10 protein-coding genes and 1 pseudogene are annotated in these 15,862 nt (G+C 65.4%); 4 read left to right on the forward strand and 7 right to left on the reverse strand.

What is annotated here, in order from left to right:
- Positions 1–52: 52 nt before the first annotated feature.
- Positions 53–2,320 carry a cation:proton antiporter domain-containing protein gene (locus ACTEK7_RS21075; RefSeq protein WP_225146873.1) on the forward strand — a complete coding sequence of 756 codons (2,268 nt, stop codon included), beginning with the start codon at positions 53–55 and terminating at the stop codon, positions 2,318–2,320.
- Here the strand turns inward: ACTEK7_RS21075 and ACTEK7_RS21080 are convergent.
- From ACTEK7_RS21080 to ACTEK7_RS21105, 6 genes are all read right to left on the reverse strand, one after another.
- Positions 2,317–5,469, reverse strand: a complete 3,153-nt coding sequence (locus tag ACTEK7_RS21080) for an efflux RND transporter permease subunit (RefSeq protein WP_225139134.1) — start codon at positions 5,467–5,469, stop codon at positions 2,317–2,319. The genes ACTEK7_RS21075 and ACTEK7_RS21080 overlap by 4 nt on opposite strands.
- 12 nt (positions 5,470–5,481) lie before the next feature.
- A complete protein-coding gene (locus ACTEK7_RS21085; protein WP_225112132.1) occupies positions 5,482–6,678 on the reverse strand; it encodes an efflux RND transporter periplasmic adaptor subunit in 1,197 nt (398 codons plus the stop codon).
- 173 nt (positions 6,679–6,851) lie between these two features.
- Positions 6,852–7,832 (reverse strand): NAD-dependent epimerase/dehydratase family protein, encoded by a 981-nt coding sequence (locus tag ACTEK7_RS21090; RefSeq protein WP_225146874.1) that lies wholly within the window; start codon positions 7,830–7,832, stop codon positions 6,852–6,854.
- Positions 7,833–7,899: 67 nt separating this feature from the next.
- Positions 7,900–8,973: a hypothetical protein gene (locus ACTEK7_RS21095; protein ID WP_225146875.1), complete on the reverse strand. Its 1,074-nt coding sequence runs from the start codon at positions 8,971–8,973 to the stop codon at positions 7,900–7,902.
- A gap of 82 nt (positions 8,974–9,055) precedes the next feature.
- Complete coding sequence (locus ACTEK7_RS21100) at positions 9,056–10,546, reverse strand: flavin-containing monooxygenase (RefSeq protein ID WP_225146876.1); 1,491 nt, start codon at positions 10,544–10,546, stop codon at positions 9,056–9,058.
- A gap of 100 nt (positions 10,547–10,646) precedes the next feature.
- On the reverse strand, positions 10,647–11,096 hold the full coding sequence (locus tag ACTEK7_RS21105; RefSeq protein ID WP_036027225.1) for a cupin domain-containing protein: 450 nt from the start codon (positions 11,094–11,096) through the stop codon (positions 10,647–10,649).
- Positions 11,097–11,284: 188 nt separating this feature from the next.
- On the opposite strand from ACTEK7_RS21105, the pseudogene ACTEK7_RS21110 reads away from it, so the two are divergent.
- Positions 11,285–12,309, forward strand: a pseudogene (locus ACTEK7_RS21110) (AraC family transcriptional regulator).
- Between the two features lie 29 nt (positions 12,310–12,338).
- On the opposite strand, the gene ACTEK7_RS21115 reads toward ACTEK7_RS21110, so the two are convergent.
- Positions 12,339–12,971 (reverse strand): cupin domain-containing protein, encoded by a 633-nt coding sequence (locus ACTEK7_RS21115; RefSeq protein ID WP_225146877.1) that lies wholly within the window; start codon positions 12,969–12,971, stop codon positions 12,339–12,341.
- A 219-nt stretch (positions 12,972–13,190) separates the two neighbouring features.
- On the opposite strand from ACTEK7_RS21115, the gene ACTEK7_RS21120 reads away from it, so the two are divergent.
- Entirely contained in the window at positions 13,191–14,882 is a 1,692-nt protein-coding gene (locus ACTEK7_RS21120; protein WP_225146878.1) for a peptide ABC transporter substrate-binding protein, read from the forward strand.
- 27 nt (positions 14,883–14,909) lie between these two features.
- A complete protein-coding gene (locus tag ACTEK7_RS21125; RefSeq protein WP_036028549.1) occupies positions 14,910–15,860 on the forward strand; it encodes an ABC transporter permease in 951 nt (316 codons plus the stop codon).
- Positions 15,861–15,862 lie beyond the last annotated feature (2 nt).

A 15,862-nucleotide genomic window follows, 5' to 3' on the forward strand; every position in this document is an offset into this window, starting at 1 on the left:
GTATCCCCGTGGCCCCGACAGCGGGGCCGGGTAAAGGGGAAATGACGCCTGCATGCTGTGGACCTTGCTCCGGCCGGTCGGCCTCGTCCCCGCGGCGCTCATCCTCACCACCATTGCGGCCGGCGCCGAAGCGGGCAAATCGGCCGGCCCGTCCGAATTCCTGCTGGTGGCGCAGATCGTCCTGCTGATCGCGGTTGGTCGCGGCCTCGGCGAGATCATGATGCGCATCGGCCAACCCTCGGTGATCGGCGAGCTGCTCGCCGGCATCATCCTGGGGCCGTCATTGCTCGGCTGGATTTGGCCCGAGGCGCAAGCCGCGATCTTTCCCAACACGCCCGAGCAGAAGGCGATGATCGCCGGCATCGCCCAGTTCGGCATCCTGCTGCTTTTGCTGCTGACCGGCATGGAAACCGACCTCAAGCTGGTCCGGAAGGTGGGCAGGGCCGCGATCGCGATCTCGATCGCTGGCATCGTCGTGCCGTTCGCCTGCGGCTTCGCACTCGGCGAGTTCCTGCCGGATGCGCTGCTGCCCAATCCGCAGGAACGCCTGGTGGCGTCGCTGTTCATGGGCACGGCGCTGTCGATCTCCTCGGTGAAGATCGTCGCGGTCGTCGTGCGCGAGATGAACTTCATGCGCCGCAACGTCGGGCAGATCATCGTCGCGACCGCCGTGATCGACGACACCATCGGCTGGATCATCATCGCCGTCATTTTCAGCCTCGCTTCGCAAGGCTCGCTCGACATCGCTTCCGTGACCAAGTCGGTGCTGGGAACGCTCGCCTTCCTCGCGGTCAGCTTCACCATCGGCCGCCGCCTGGTGTTCCAGCTGATCCGCTGGGCCAACGACAATCTCGTCAGCGCGGCCGCGGTCATCTCCGTGATCCTGCTGCTGATGAGCGTCATGGCGATGATCACGCATCTGATCGGCGTCCACACCGTATTAGGTGCCTTCGTCGCCGGCATCCTGGTCGGGGAATCGCCGATCCTGACGCGGCAGATCGACGAGCGCCTGCGCGGGCTGATCTCAAGCTTCTTCATGCCGGTGTTCTTCGGTCTCGCCGGGCTCAGCGCCGATCTCACGGTGCTGCGCGATCCCAACCTCCTGATGCTCACCGGCCTGCTCGTCGTGATCGCCAGCGTCGGCAAGTTCGGTGGCGCGTTCGTCGGCGGCACCGTGGGCGGGTTGAACGGGAGGGAGTCGCTGGCCCTCGCCAGCGGCATGAACGCGCGCGGCTCGACCGAGGTCATCATCGCGACCATTGGCCTGTCGATCGGCGTGCTCAGCCAGAACCTGTTCACGATGATCGTGACGATGGCGATCGTGACCACCATGGCGATGCCGCCGATGCTGCGCGCGGCGCTGGCCAGGCTGCCGATGAGCGCGGAGGAGAAGGAGCGGTTGGAGCGCGAGGAGTTCGAGAAGCGCGGCTTCGTCGCCAATCTCGAACGTCCCTTGCTCGCCGTGGACGAAAGCGTCAACGCCACCTTCGCCGCGCATGTCGCCGGACTGATCGCCGGCATGCGCGGCCTGCCGATCACGGTGCTGCATATCGGCAAGCGCGCCGAGGAGCAAGAGAGGGGGCGCGGCGAGGAAGTGAGCCACGAAGCCGTGGTGAAGAAGGCGGCCGAAACCGTCTCCGCCAACAGCGACAACGATGCCGGCAGCGTCGATGTCATCAGCCGCACCAGGCGCGCGGAGCTTGGCGAGACCATTGCCGACGAGGCGCGCAAGGGCTTCGATCTCCTGGTCGTCGGCATCGCCAAGGTCGCCGCCACCAAGGACCGTTTCGATCGCAAGGTCGAGGATATTGCCGCGAAGTTCGAAGGACCGCTTGCGATCGTGGCCGCCAAGGGCAAGCACCTGAAACAGCCGATGCCCGAGGCGCTCAACATCCTCGTTCCCGTGTCCGGCAGCGCCGTCTCCAAGCGCGGTGCCGAGGTCGCCGTGGCGCTGGCGCAGGCCGGCTCAGGTTCGCTCCGGGTGGTCTATGTAGCGACGACGCGCGACAAGGGTGCGCAGCGCGGTAGCTCGCGCGGGTTGAGCCAGGAGACAGGCATCCTCAAGGACACCAGCGATCTCGCCGCCCGCTACGACGTCGACATCACCACGACCCTGCGCGTGAACCGCGCGCCGGAGGCGGCGATTCTGCGCGAGATCGACACTACCGACGTCGACCTCGTCGTCATGGGCGTTGACCGGATCCAGGCCGACCATCTCTCCTTCGGCGGCGTCGCCGATGCAGTGCTGCGACAGTCGAAGGTCTCGGTGCTCCTGGTCTCGAGCGGCGAGGCGCGGCAGGCGCCGGCGGAGCAGGGTTAGGGCTTCACCTCCGCCACCGCCTGCGGCTTCTTCTTCGACGCCCGCCAGTTCTCGAAGCGCTGCACCACCACGAAGAAGGCCGGCACGAACAGCACCGCAAGGCAGGTCGAGGCCAGCATGCCCGAGAACACGGTGATGCCGATCGACTTGCGCGCGCTGGCGCCGGCGCCGGTGGCGAGCACCAGCGGGACGACGCCGAGGATGAAGGCGAACGAGGTCATTAGGATCGGCCGGAAGCGGGCGCGCGCCGCCTCGATCGCGGATTCGATGATCGGCTTGCCGTCGCGGCCGTGCAGCTCGAGCCCCACCTCGACGATCAGGATGGCGTTCTTGGCCGACAGCGCGATCAGGAGGATCAGGCCGATCTGGCAATAGAGGTTGTTGTCGATCTTGAGGGCGGAGAGGATCAGCATCGGCCCGAGCAGCGACAGCGGCACGGCGAGAATCACCGAGATCGGCGCGTACCAGCTCTCGTACTGGCCGGCGAGCACGAGATAGACCAGCAGCATGGCGAGGCCGAACACCCAGTAGATCTGGTTCGAGACCGCCTTCTCCTGATACGACATCGCGGTCCATTCATAGCCGGTGCCGGGCGGCAACGTCTTGTCCGCGATTTCCTCCATCAGCTTCAGCGATTGGCCCGACGAATAGCCCTGCGCCGGCAGGCCGATCACGGTCGAGGACGGATAGAGATTGTAGAGGCTGATCAGCGACGGGCCGGTGGCCGGCGTGATCTTTGCGACGGTGCCGATCGGGATCATGTCGCCATTCGAGTTGCGCACCTGCATGTTGGCGATGTCGCGCTCGGTGACGCGGAAGGCGGGATCGGCTTGCGTATAGACCTGGAACACGCGGCCGAACTTGTTGAACTGGTTGACATAGGAAGAGCCGAGATAGGTAGACAGCGCCGAGAACACCTGATCCGTGGTGACATGAAGCGTCTGAGTCTTGACGCGGTCGATCTCGACGTTGAATTGCGGCACCGAGGAGCGGAACGAGGACTGCACGCGCTGCAGCGCGCTCTGGCTTTGAGCGTTGGTGACCATCGCGCCGGTGATGGCCTGCAGCTTGGCGAAATCGCTGTTGCCGTCGCGCAGCTCGACCTGCATCGAGAAGCCGGCGGCGTTGCCGATGCCCTGGATCGGCGGCGGCGGCAACACGATGGTGCGCGCCTCCATGATATCAGCGAGCTTGTCGTTCAGGCCAAAGACCAGCGAGCGCAGATCCTCACCGGGCCCTTTACGCGCGTCCCAATCCTTCAGGATGATGTAGGCGACACCGGCATTGGCGAGGCTGGCGCTGTTGTCGAGCGCGGAGATGCCGGCGATGGTGATGACCTGCGCCACGCCGGGCGTGTCCTTGATCAGCCCGCTCGCTTTGTCGAGCACGGCCTGCGTCCGCTCCAGCGCGGCGCCGTCGGGCAGCTGCACCGCGGCGATCAGATAGCCCTGGTCCTCGATCGGCAGGAAGCCGGTCGGCACCCGCGACAGGCCATAGCCGCTGGCGGCGATGATCAGCAGTGCGAACGCGACCGAGATGGTGGCGTGCTTCACGAGGAACGTGATCAGCCTTGTGTAGCCGCGCTCGACGCGGTTGTAGACCGCATTGAAGCCCCGATAGAAGAAATTGCGCTGCTCCGGCGGCACGGCCGGCCGCAGCCACAGCGCGCATTGCGTCGGCTTCAAGGTCGCGGCGTTGATGGCGGAGAGCAGGGCGGTCGCGGCGATCACCAGCGCGAATTGCGAGTAGATGCGCCCGGTCAGTCCGGCGAGGAACGAAGCGGGCAGGAACACCGAGATCAGCACCAGCGTGATGCCGACGATCGGCGCGAACAGCTGGTCCATCGCGCGGATCGCGGCGTCGTGGCCGTTCATGCCCTGTTCGATGTTGTGGGCGGCGCCTTCGACCACGACGATGGCGTCGTCGACCACGATGCCGATCGCGAGCACGATCGCAAACAGCGTCGACATGTTGATGGTGAAGCCGAGCGCCGCCATCGCGGCGAAGGCGCCGATGATGGTGACAGGCACGGTCGTCGCCGGCACCAGCATCGCGCGCCAGTCCTGCAGGAAGATGAGGATCACGACCAGCACCAGCAGGCCGGCCTCGATCAGGGTCATATAGACCTCGTGCACCGAGGCCTCGACGAACTTGGTGGTGTCGAACGGCGTGTCGTACTTGATGCCTTCGGGGAAGCGCTTGGCGAGCTCCGCCATCTTCTTCTCGACGGCCTGCTCGACCTGCAGCGCGTTGGCGCCCGGCGACTGGAACACGCCGATGCCGACCGCGGGCTGCTTGTTGAGCGAGAAGATCTGGCTGTAGGTCTGCGCGCCGAGTTCGACCCAGCCGACGTCGCGCACCCGCGTGACGTCGCCGCTCGTGCCCGTCTTGACGATGATGTTCTCGAACTGGCCGGAATCGTCGAGCCGTCCGTTGACGTTCAGCGTGTACTGGAACGCTTGTCCCGGCGGCGTCGGCGGCGCGCCGACCTGACCGGCGGCGACCTGCTGGCTCTGCTGCTGGATTGCCTGGATCACGTCCTGCGGCACCAGGCCACGCACCTGCAGCTTGTTGGGATCGAGCCAGATCCGCATCGAGTATTGCCCGGCGCCGAATACGGTGACGTTGCCGACGCCGGGCAGGCGCGAGAGCTCGTCGCGGATGTTGATGGTGGCGTAGTTGCTCAAGTAGAGGCTGTCGTACCTCGCATCCGGCGAGGTGAGCGTCACGAACAGCAGGATCGAGGTCGACCGCTTCTGCACGGTGACGCCCTGGTTCTGCACGGCTTGCGGCAATTGCGACAATGCGCTGGAGACGCGGTTCTGCACCAGCACCTGCGCGAAGTTGAGGTCGGTGCCGATCTTGAAGGTCACGGTCAGCGTGTAGGTGCCGTCGGAGCCGCTGTAGGACTGCATGTAGAGCATGTCCTCGACGCCGTTGACCTGCTGCTCGATCGGCAGCGCCACGGTATCGATCACGGTCTTGGCGCTGGCGCCGGGATAGCGCGTGGTGACCTGCACGGTCGGCGGCACCACGTCGGGGTATTGCGCGATGGCGAGATTGAACAGCGCGACGCCGCCGATCAGGATCATCAACAGCGCGATGACGTTCGAGAGGACCGGCCGCTCGATGAAGAACTTTGAGATCATGGCTGGCAGCCCCTACTTGCTCGAGGCCTGCGTCTGCTCGATCTTCGTCACCTGCGGGTCGATCTTCTGGCCCGGGATGACGCGCAACAGCCCCGCGGTCACGACGCGATCCTCTGGCTTCAGGCCGCTCTCGATCACGCGCAGGCCGTTGTCGACCGGGCCGATCTGTACCTTGCGCTGCTCGACGACGTTGTCGCTGTTGACGACGAGGAGATAGCGGCCGCCCTGGTCGCTGCCGAGCGCGGTGTCGGGAACGAGCAAGGCGCTCTTCTCCTGGTCGAAGGGCACGCGGACCCGGACGAAATAGCCAGGCAGCAGCACCCGCTTGTCGTTGGGAACGAGGCCGCGCACGGCCAGCGTGCCGGTCGACTGGTTGAGGGTCGGCGAGACGTAGTCGAGCTTGCCCTCATGAGGGTAGCCGGTATCGGTCTGCAGCCCCACTTGAATCGGGAAGTGCTTCATGTCCGCGGGCGTCAGTCCGCGACGGGTCGCCTCGGCGCGGATGCGCAGCACGTCCTGCTCGTTGACGGTGAAGTTCACATAGATCGGGTCCATCGCCACGATGGTGGCGAGCTGGGTCGGCGAGGAGACGCCGACGAGCTCGCCGATCGAGACCATGTGCGCGCTGACGATGCCGTCGAACGGTGCCGTGACCTTGGTGTAGCCGTAATTGACTTCGGCGAGCTTGGTGTTGGCCTGGGCCTGCTGCAGATTGGCCTGGGCGTTGTCGCGCGCGGAGGTGGAATTATCGAGCGTGGCTTGCGAGACGGCCTGGCGCTGCACCAGCTCGGCCTGTCGCTTGTAGTCGGCCTCCGCCTGCCGGAGCGAAGCCTGCGCGCCGACTTCGGCCGCCTGCGCCTGCTCGAGCTTGAGCTTGTAGGTCTCAGGCTCGATCGTGAACAGCTGGGTGCCCTGCTTGACGAACGTGCCGTCCTGATAGTCGATCGTTTGCAGAAAGCCCTGCACGCGCGCGACGAGATCGACGCTCTTGATCGGCGCCGTGTTGCCGGTGGCCTCGATGTAGCGCGTCACCGGACGCTGCACCGGCGTCGCGACGTCGACCTTGGGCGGCGGCGGCGCCACGAACGTGTTCTTGTCCTCGCAGCCGGCGAGCGCAGCCAATGCCGCGGTTGCGGCGAGTGCCCGACCGATATGTTTCCTCGCTGCTCCATTGCGTCGTGCGGGAGATGCGGGATTGGCGCGCGTCATTCGGTGGTCCCCGATTGCTGTCTCTCGGTGCGGCAGGCTACCAACAAACGGGCAGTCGTGGAACACCATAGCCATGGCGGTCACGGGTCTTGCACCGAAAACGGCAGTGTGGCCTTTGACAGATTTGTCACGACAAGGCGCTTTTCACCGGCGAACGATTGGCCCGTCCGCACCTAGGGCTGGCGCGCATGCCACGCCGCCAGGACATCCTTCTCGTCTTCGGCAGTGAGACCGACGACTGGCCCGTTGTTGGCGCGGAGCCAATGAAGCGTATCGCGCGCGGCGTCTCCCGGCGGTCGCGAGGTCAATCCGGCCGCGCGTGCCGGCGAGGTATCGCGCGTCAGGAAGCCGGCGTAGTCCGGCAATGGCAGCCACATCGGTAAGGACCGCGGGCCCGCCCAACGCCTGACGTCATGCGCTTCCAGAAAGGCGCGATCGATCCAGGTGAAGGTGCAGGACGCGTTCAGCGCGGATGCGCATTCGCTCAGGAATCCGCCGCGCGTGCGGATCGGCCCAATCCCGTCATAGATGCCGACGAGACCGCTCTCTGCCGCATGCACGATCCATTGCGCGAGATCGCGCACGTCGATGAACTGGACCGCATCCTCCGGCGATCCCGGCGCCAGCACCTCGCCGCCGCGCGCAAGCCGCGCCGGCCAATAGGCGAACCGTCCGGTCGGGTCCTCGGGGCCTGCGATCAGTCCGGCGCGGCAGATGAAGGCATCATCGCCGACCGCCTGTTCGCAGGCGACCTTGGCTGCGCCGTAGATCGCCTCGGTGCTGTGCTCGATCTCTCCCGCAACAGGCTCGCGCAGCGGCGCGGAGTCGGCGCGTTGCCCCGGGATGCGGTTGTCGGCGTAGACGCTGATCGTCGAGACGAAGGTCCAATGCACGCCCGGCCGCTTCAGCGCGGCGACTGCGCGACGGACCTGGCCGGGATGACGCGAGACATCGACCACGGCGTCGAATGTCTCACCCGCGAGCGGCGCAAGTCCGTCGGCCACGTCGCGGTCGATCCGCAGGAAGCGGGCGCCGGCGGCAATCGGCCCCGCAAGGCCGCGGGCCGCGCAGGTCACGTCATGCCCGCCAGCGGAGGCATGGCTTGCGATCGCCCGGCCGAGAAACTGGCTGCCGCCGAGAACGAGAATGCGCATGAAATGGTCCGTGGGGTCGATGCCACCGCGAGACTACAACCTGCGCTGGCAGTTGCAACCCGCTTTCTCAGCGTGTCCTGATCTCGGCGTATTTCGCCATCGCTTTCTCAAACTTCCGGTTGAACAGCCACATCGCGGCGAAGATTTCGCGATAGCTTGCCGAAGTTTTCGCCCGGTCGGCCCGTCCGAAGGCAAAGATGCTGTTGTTGCGCAGGTATCCCATGATTCTGGGGCTTGACACCCGGTAATTCAGGAGATCGCCCGATTTGAGCGCGGACCGCGTCGGGGTTGGAACGATCTGGATCAGCTGGAAAAGCTTCATCTGGTCGATCGTATCAGGCAGCGTCTTGACGATACCCGGAATCTCGCGGAACAGATCGGAGTGCGCGTTCATCAACCCGTTGCGGACGTTGGTCCAGTGGTTGAAGCGCTGATCGGTGCCGCCGGCACGCGCCTCCTCCTTGTCGTCTCGCGCGCTCAAGCCCGGGTCGATCGCAGCTACGTCGCCCTTGATCTTCTCCCATTTCCGCCGGCCGTTGCGGTCTTCCGAGGGGCCGGTCTGGAAGCTGCCCATATAGGTGTTCGAGCGTGCGTTGCGGACGTTCTGCTTGCCGTTGGTCTCCGCAAAGAACAGCCCGAGGCTGATCCGCCCCGCAACTTCGGCATGTTCGGGCGCGAGGCCCTTGGCGCGCGCGATCGCAACGGCGAGATCGACGACGTCCTTGAACGGCGTCGGCGAGCTCTGCGCGCTGGCAGGCGGCGCCTCCATGAGGTCGAAGAGCCTGCCGTATTCGTCGACCAGCGGCTCGATCTCGGCGTCGAAATAGGCCGGAGGAATCTCGAACTTGTTGGGCCGGCCGATCCGCGACGGCATGACGTCGGTGAGGTCCTTGTAGCTGCTGATCACAGCGACGCGCGCGAGATAGAGCGCCTGTCCCGGCAGGTTCGGCAGCGGCTCCTTCGCCTCGATCTGGCGCCGCCGCTCAGTGAGGATGGATTTGAAGTCGCCGAGCGCGCGCTCGTAAGCCGCGAGCGCCTCCGATTGCTGTGGCGTCGGCGCCGCCTTCTGCGCAACGGTGGGCACCGCGCCGAAGATGGCAACAGCCGCAAGGGCCGCGGCGGCAAGTCGTCTCGATCCCATGGCCGATCCTATGGCTGGTTCCCGTCGATTCGATGGCCAGCGAGATCGTAGACGTCGGATGCGAGCCGCCGCAATTCTCCTTTCACGCCGCCCGGTAGTCCGGCGCCGTCGCCAGGAACTTGGCGTAAGCATCCGCATCCGGCGGCTGGAAGCGGCCCGCGAGTCCGCCGCGCTTCTGGTTTTTCGCGCCGATATCGGCCATCAGCTCGTCGAAATGGCGGTAGTGATAAGGGGCGACGCAGAGGCCGCCATAGACGCCCGCGGCCGGCCGCTTGACGCGCTTGAAGTGCAGCATCATCTCGATGTTGTCGCGCATCGCCTGTGCCGTCGGCTGGTTCGCGAGCTGGCCGTCGGCATAACGCACCAGCCAGTTCGCCGCGAGGTCGGCGCAGAGCACGGTGCAGAACGAGGAGTTGAAGCCGACGAAGCCGAGCTCGGGCAGATCCGGATTGGCGATCAGGCGATAGAGCCGGTACTGCCCGTCGGCATCGACCAGTTTCTGCCGGTAGGCCTCGGGCAGGAACGGCACGCCGAGCTTGTAGCCGATCGCGAGCACGGCGACGTCGGCGCCCACGCGCTCGCCACCACTCATCACGATGCTGTCGCCCTCATAATGGTCGAACGTGCCGAACACGGCCTTGATGCGGCCGTCGGCGACCATCGGGTAGAAGCCCGGCGTTGCGATGGGCACCGAGCAGTTGACGCCGTCCTCGATGCGCTCCTTCGGCACCATGTTGCAGCGGCCGAGCTTGAGCTGCGCCTTCAACAGGCTCTCCAGCCCGCGCCAATTGGCCCAGACCAGCGGCGCGGCGAGGCGGTGCGCGAGCCGTCCCATCGCGCCGATGCCCCAACCCGGAAACATCTCCTCCTGGGCGCGGATGTAGAGGATGCGCTTGAAGTTCACGAGACCGCCGATGAAATAGGGAATGCGCCAGACCGGCTCGCGCATCACGATGGTGACCTCGCGCGCGCCTGACTTCACCGCATTCACGGCGATGTCGGTTGCGGACTTCGAGCCGCCGAGCACGACGACGCGGCGTTCCTTCGCCAGGGTCGGATCGCCGTATTTCGACGAGTGCAGGATCTGGCCGCCCTGCGCCAGAAAGCCGTCCTCGCCGGGGCAATGCAGCTCGCGTGGCTCGTTGAATTGCCCGGTGCAGACCGCGACGAAATCGAAATCCTCGCTCGTGGTCGTGCCGTTCCTGTCCTTCAAGGCAAGCGTCCATCCCGGCCTGCCGTCGCCACGGCGCGCCATGCCGGCGACTTCGGTGTTGAGCCGCAGCATGCGCTCGAGGCCAAAACTCTTGGCATAGTCGGCGAGGTAGGCGTGGACCTGCGGCCCGGTCGGCCATTCCGGATAGGCATCCGGCATGGCGCGGTCGGTGTAGCGGTAGAGCTCCTTCGGGCTCTGGGTCTGCACCTCGGGGTAGGAGCGCGCCGGCTCCCAGACGCCGCCGAGATCTGAGCTGCGCTCGACGATCGTGACGCGGTGGCCTCGGGTGGAGAATGCTTTCGCGGCGGCAAGGCCGGAGACGCCGGCGCCGATCACGCAGACATGTTTTGGGCTGACCATGGGTTTGCTCGATGTGTTTGGCGCGCAAGCGGCCGCGTTCGGCCACAAGGCGCGGCCGGCCGGGGCTGCAAGCAGATGCAAGCGGAGAAAGCGGCGACGGCTAGTCGTTGGCCTCGGGCGGCAGGAAGTCGACCTCATGCAGCGCCGAGATGCGCACGACCTCGGCCGGGTCGGTCAGATTGTGCAGCTGGTTGAACAGCGCCTCCAGCTTCTGCATCGGTGAGACCCAGAACAGCGCGCGGCACGGCTTGTCGGACTTGTTGAAATAGCCGTGCGGGATGCCGCGTGGCATGCGCACGAGGTCGCCGGCATTGGCCTTGACCCATTGACCGTCGAGCTTGAGATCGAGCGTGCCTTCCTGCACCAGGATGAACTCGTCCTGGGTCGGATGGATATGCACCGGCACGAACTGGCCGGGATCGCTGTTGGTCTCGAACGCGAAAGTGGAGTCGGTGACGGCCTTGGGGAAATAGACCTGGCCAAGGATGTTCCAGCTCTTGCCGCCGTAGCCTTTCCCGTTCGCGGTGATGCCTTTTTCGAGTGCAGTCATGGCTTGCTCCTCATGGATTCCGGCGGGGACGGAGCATCGTCCGAGGACGGACCGCCTGTCTATCCGCTAAACGAATCCGGATGAACCTATTGCCATGCAGCACGACGAATTTGCGAGCTCCGGCCCTTTTCGCCCCCGCGGAACTATTATAGGCTTAAAGGAATTCCGGGCGCGAAGCATGGTCGACGATGTCCGCAGCCGAGCTGGAAATGAGCGCAACAGCCTCTGCAGCCGAACGGCTTGCGGCCTTCGCCCGCGTAACCACTGATGACGTCGACGAGGCGGCCGAGCAGATCGGGCGCATCTTCTGCCCGCATGATCTCAAGCCGACACAGGCGCGCGCGGCCGGCTTCTCGGCCCGGCACAATTGCGCGGCCTTCGAGGGTTTCTCCATCAACTACGTCGCCTATGGCGGAGCGGTCAGCATCGATCCGGGCTGCCTCGAGCGCTTCTTCCTGGTGCAGGTCCCGCTTGCTGGCAGCGCCCGCATTCGTGCCGGTCGTCGTGAGCTCGATGCGGCCCCGGACCGGATCGCGTCGCTGCTGTCGCCGACAATTCCGACCCGGATGATGTGGAGCGATTGTGCGCAGGCGATCCTGCTGCTCGATCGCCGCATGGTCGAGCAGCGCGCCGCGGCCTTGTCGGGCAGGGCGACCGGGGTGGTCGAGTTCGATCCGGTGATCGAGCTGGATGCGCCGTCCGGGCGGGCCCTGCAGACGAGGCTCGCCGAGCTGATGACACTCGCCGAGCGTCTCGGACCATCAGGCCGGCTGTCGCCGGCCGCAATGGCCGATTGGCGCGAAGCGCTGCTCGATCATCTGCTCAACCGGCGCGGCATGGCCTGTCGGATGCGATTCAGACGTTTTCGGGGCAGGCCGAGCGTTTGCCGCGCGCCTTGCGCGCCGCGCGCGATCACCTTGCCGACCATGCCGGCGAGCCGCTCGACCTCGCGCAGCTCGCCTGCGCCTCCGGCATCGGCATCCGCGCGCTGCAGCTCGGCTTCCGCCGTCACTTCGGCGTGTCGATCTCGCAGATGCTGCTCGACATTCGCCTCGCCGGCCTCAATGCGCGCCTCGCGCAAGCCGCACCCGATGTCTCCATCACCGAGATGGCCTTCGATCTCGGCTTCACCCATCTCGGCCGCATGGCCGGCGCCTACCGCGAGAAATTCGGCGAGACGCCGTCGGCCACGCTGCGGCGAAGGATGAGCTAGATCCGTCTCGCCAGACCTTGATGCCGGACTCAACCCGTCGGCGAGTCGGTCTGGCGCAGCGTCGTCACCCAGATCACGCGCGCCACCTGCTGGGTCGGGTTGTCGAACATGTGCGGCACGATGCTCGGAAAACGAAAGCTGTCGCCGGCTTCCAGCACATGGGCCTGGTTGTCGAGCCACAGCCGCAGGCTGCCCGAGAGGATGTAGCCCGCCTTCTCGCCGGTGTGCTGCAGGAAGTCGGTGCCGGAGGAGGCGCCGGGGTTGAGCGTGAGCTCGTAGAGCTCGAGCTGGCCTTTGCCTTCCGGCGTCAGCGCTTCCTTGACGACGCCGCTGGCGGTGAGCCGCAGCAGCCGCCTGGCGTTCTTGCGCACGGTGTAGCGCGGCGCTTCGGCAGGATCGCTGCTCTCGAAGAAATAGGAGATGGGAACGTCGAGCGCGATGCTGAGCAGGCGCAGCGTGCGGATCGACGGCATCGCGCGCGCACGTTCGAGCTGGCTGATCATGCCGGTCGACAGGCCGGTCTTGTTGGCGACGTCCTGGATCGAGAGGCCGGCGCGCTGACGCAGCAGCCGCACTGTTTCACCCAGGCGCTGGTCGACCGCATCTTCGGCCTCGGTCGTCGAAGCGTCCTTGCTGCCGTTTGTATCGCCGCGACCATCCATGTCGCTCTCCCATGCATCATCTCAGCGTCGGGTATCGAGCCCCGTGCCTTCAGTCAGAGTGAAAAGCTGGCGCATTCTAGCAATTCGATTGACAGCTGTATTTAGTCGTGGTGAACTTTTGCGAGAAAAATTTAGAAGCACTAAAGCCCACTCCTTGTCCCTTTGCCGGGGTCTCGGGGGCGCGGGAGACGGTGCCGCGTGCGGAACGGAGAGTGGGTCATGGTAGACAACACCGGCAAGTTCGGCGTTGCGGCAGGGCATCTCGGCATTCCGAATCGTCGTCAATTCTTCCAACTCGGCGCGGGCGCAGCCGCAGGCTGGACGCTTTCAGGGAACGCCTTCGCACAGACCGAACGTCCCTCCAATCCCCCGGACAAGCCGCGCGGCCAGGTGATCGCGGCGCTGTCGCAGGAGCCGACCGTCTTTCATCCCTTGATGCCGGGCATCGAGGTCGATCAGGGCATCTGGTGGCAGGTGTTCTCGCCGCTCTGGTACATCGAGCCCGATGGCAAGTTCGTCCCCGACCTCGCCCGCGAAGTCCCGACCACCGAGAATGGCGGCCTCTCCGCCGATGGCCTGACCTGGAAGATCAAGCTGCGCAATAACGTGAAGTGGCACGACGGCACGCCGTTCACGGCGGAGGATGTCAAATTCTCCATCGAGCTGATCAACAATCCCGCATTCCGTGCGCGCAGCCGGGTCGGCCATAGCCTCGTCAAGGACATCACCGTCGTGGCGTCCGACGAGATCCACTGGCGAATGGAAGCGCCCTATTCGCCCTATATGTCGATCCTGGCGTCGTTCACCTTCATCGTGCCCAAGCACATCCTGGAGAAGGTGTCCGATCCGAATGCCTCACCGTTCCACAATGCGCCTGTCGGGACCGGCCCGTTTCGCTGGGGCGAGCGCGTGCCCGGCGACCATATCCAGCTGAACGCCCACACCGGCTATCATGGCAAGGGGCCGTACCTCGAACGCGTGGTCTTCAAATACATCCCTGATCTCACCGTGCTCTACACCCAGTTCCGCACCGGTCAGGTCGACTACACCGGCCTGCAAGGCATCCTGCCGAACTTCGTGCAGGAGGCAAAGACGCTGAAGGGCCGCAAGATCTTCGTCTCTTCGACCTCCTCGGTAGAGCATATCGCGCCGAACCTGGATTTTGGCCCTTTCACTGATCGTGCCGTGCGCGAGGCGCTCTATCTCGGCATCAACAAGCAGGCGATCATCGACGCGCTCTATTACGGTCTGCCGACGCAGACCGAGAGCTTCGTGCCGCAGCAGGCCTGGTCGTTCCAGCAGGGTCTGCCGCAGCACAAATACGATCCTGCCAAGGCCAACGCGCTGCTCGACGCCGCGGGCTGGGTTCGCGGCTCCGGCGGCATTCGCGAGAAGGGCGGCGTCAAGCTCGAATTCACCAACTCGACGACGGCGGGCAGTGCCGTGCGCGAACAGTGCCAGCAGCTCCTGATCCAGGACTGGCGGGCCATTGGCGCGGCGATGCGCGTCAGCAACATGCCGGCGGCCGTGATCTGGGGCGACTTCTGGCAGCAATCGAAGTTCAATTCAGTGATCGTCGGCGTGAACTTCATGCTGGGCAGCGACCCCGACGTGACGCCGCGCTTCGGCTCCGGCGCCATTCCCGCCAAGGGCGGCCGCGGCTTCAACACTTATCAATATCAAAGCGCGCAGGCTGACCGGCTGTTGTCTGAAGGCGCCAAGCAATTCGACCTGGCGCAACGCAAGGCCACCTATGGCGAGCTGCAAAAGCTGATCCGCAACGACCTCGCCATCCTGCCGCTGTTCCAGGGCTTCATCGCCGAGGGCATCAAGGAGGGGCTGCAAGGCTTCCGTCCCAACATCAACATGTCGATCAACAGCTGGAACATGCGCGAATGGTATTGGGCCTGATGTCTCGGGCTGGTCGGATCGCCTGAGATGGCCCGCTACGTCGTCAATCGCCTGGCGCAGGCGATCATGCTGCTCGTGATCGTCTCGGGGATCGGCTTCGCCATCCTGCATCTGGCGCCCGGCGGGCCGCTGTCGCAGTTTGCCGTCTCAAGCCAGATGACGCAGGAGGATCTCGACCGCGTCACCAGGCAGCTCGGCCTCGATCGTCCGCTGCCGGTCCAATATCTCGACTGGTTCGGCCGCATGGTGCGGGGTGATTGGGGCAAGTCGTATCGCGACGGCGAGGCGGTGCTGTCGGTGATCTCCTCGCATCTCGGCGCCACGCTGGAGCTGATGGCGACGGCGACCATCATCGCGGTGCTGCTCGGCTGCTGGATCGGCATCCTTGGCGCGCTACGCCGCTACTCGCTGTTCGATACGCTCGCCACCGTCGGTGCCATGATCGCGCTGTCGATCCCGACCTTCTGGTTCGGCCTCGTCACCATCTACGTCTTCTCGGTCAAGCTCGGCTGGCTGCCGGCGGGCAACCGGCATACCATTGGCGACGGCTCCTTCCTCGACCTGCTGCATCATCTGATCGCGCCGGCCATGGTGCTGGCGCTGGTCGAGACCGCGATGTGGGGCCGTTTCATGCGTTCCTCGATGCTCGAGGTCATCAACCAGGACTACATCCGCACTGCACGCGCCAAGGGCATGCCGGAATGGCGCATTCTCACGGTGCACGCGCTTCGCAACGCGCTGCTGCCGATGATCACGGTCGCCGGCCTGCAGTTTCCGACGCTGCTGGGCGGTGCGCTGGTGGCGGAGACCGTGTTCACCTGGCCGGGCATGGGCCGCCTGTTCCTGGATTCGATTGGTTACCGCGACTATCCCGTTGTGATGGGCATCCTGATGTTCTCGGCGACGATGGTGCTGATCGGCTCGCTGCTGGCAGACATCCTCTATGCCGTCGTCGATCCGCGCATCCGGGTGGGCTGAAG

Source organism: Bradyrhizobium sp. JHI2711, assembly GCF_056156565.1.

What these genes read in the sequence shown, in the direction of transcription:
- ACTEK7_RS21085 (WP_225112132.1), bottom strand. Translation starts at nt 6,678, where the DNA reads ATGACGCGCGCCAATCCCGCATCTCCCGCACGACGCAATGGAGCAGCG.
- ACTEK7_RS21100 (WP_225146876.1), bottom strand. Translation starts at nt 10,546, where the DNA reads ATGGTCAGCCCAAAACATGTCTGCGTGATCGGCGCCGGCGTCTCCGGC.
- ACTEK7_RS21120 (WP_225146878.1), top strand. Translation starts at nt 13,191, where the DNA reads ATGGTAGACAACACCGGCAAGTTCGGCGTTGCGGCAGGGCATCTCGGC.
- ACTEK7_RS21080 (WP_225139134.1), bottom strand. Translation starts at nt 5,469, where the DNA reads ATGATCTCAAAGTTCTTCATCGAGCGGCCGGTCCTCTCGAACGTCATC.
- ACTEK7_RS21105 (WP_036027225.1), bottom strand. Translation starts at nt 11,096, where the DNA reads ATGACTGCACTCGAAAAAGGCATCACCGCGAACGGGAAAGGCTACGGC.
- ACTEK7_RS21090 (WP_225146874.1), bottom strand. Translation starts at nt 7,832, where the DNA reads ATGCGCATTCTCGTTCTCGGCGGCAGCCAGTTTCTCGGCCGGGCGATC.
- ACTEK7_RS21115 (WP_225146877.1), bottom strand. Translation starts at nt 12,971, where the DNA reads ATGGATGGTCGCGGCGATACAAACGGCAGCAAGGACGCTTCGACGACC.
- ACTEK7_RS21075 (WP_225146873.1), top strand. Translation starts at nt 53, where the DNA reads ATGCTGTGGACCTTGCTCCGGCCGGTCGGCCTCGTCCCCGCGGCGCTC.
- ACTEK7_RS21125 (WP_036028549.1), top strand. Translation starts at nt 14,910, where the DNA reads ATGGCCCGCTACGTCGTCAATCGCCTGGCGCAGGCGATCATGCTGCTC.
- ACTEK7_RS21095 (WP_225146875.1), bottom strand. Translation starts at nt 8,973, where the DNA reads ATGGGATCGAGACGACTTGCCGCCGCGGCCCTTGCGGCTGTTGCCATC.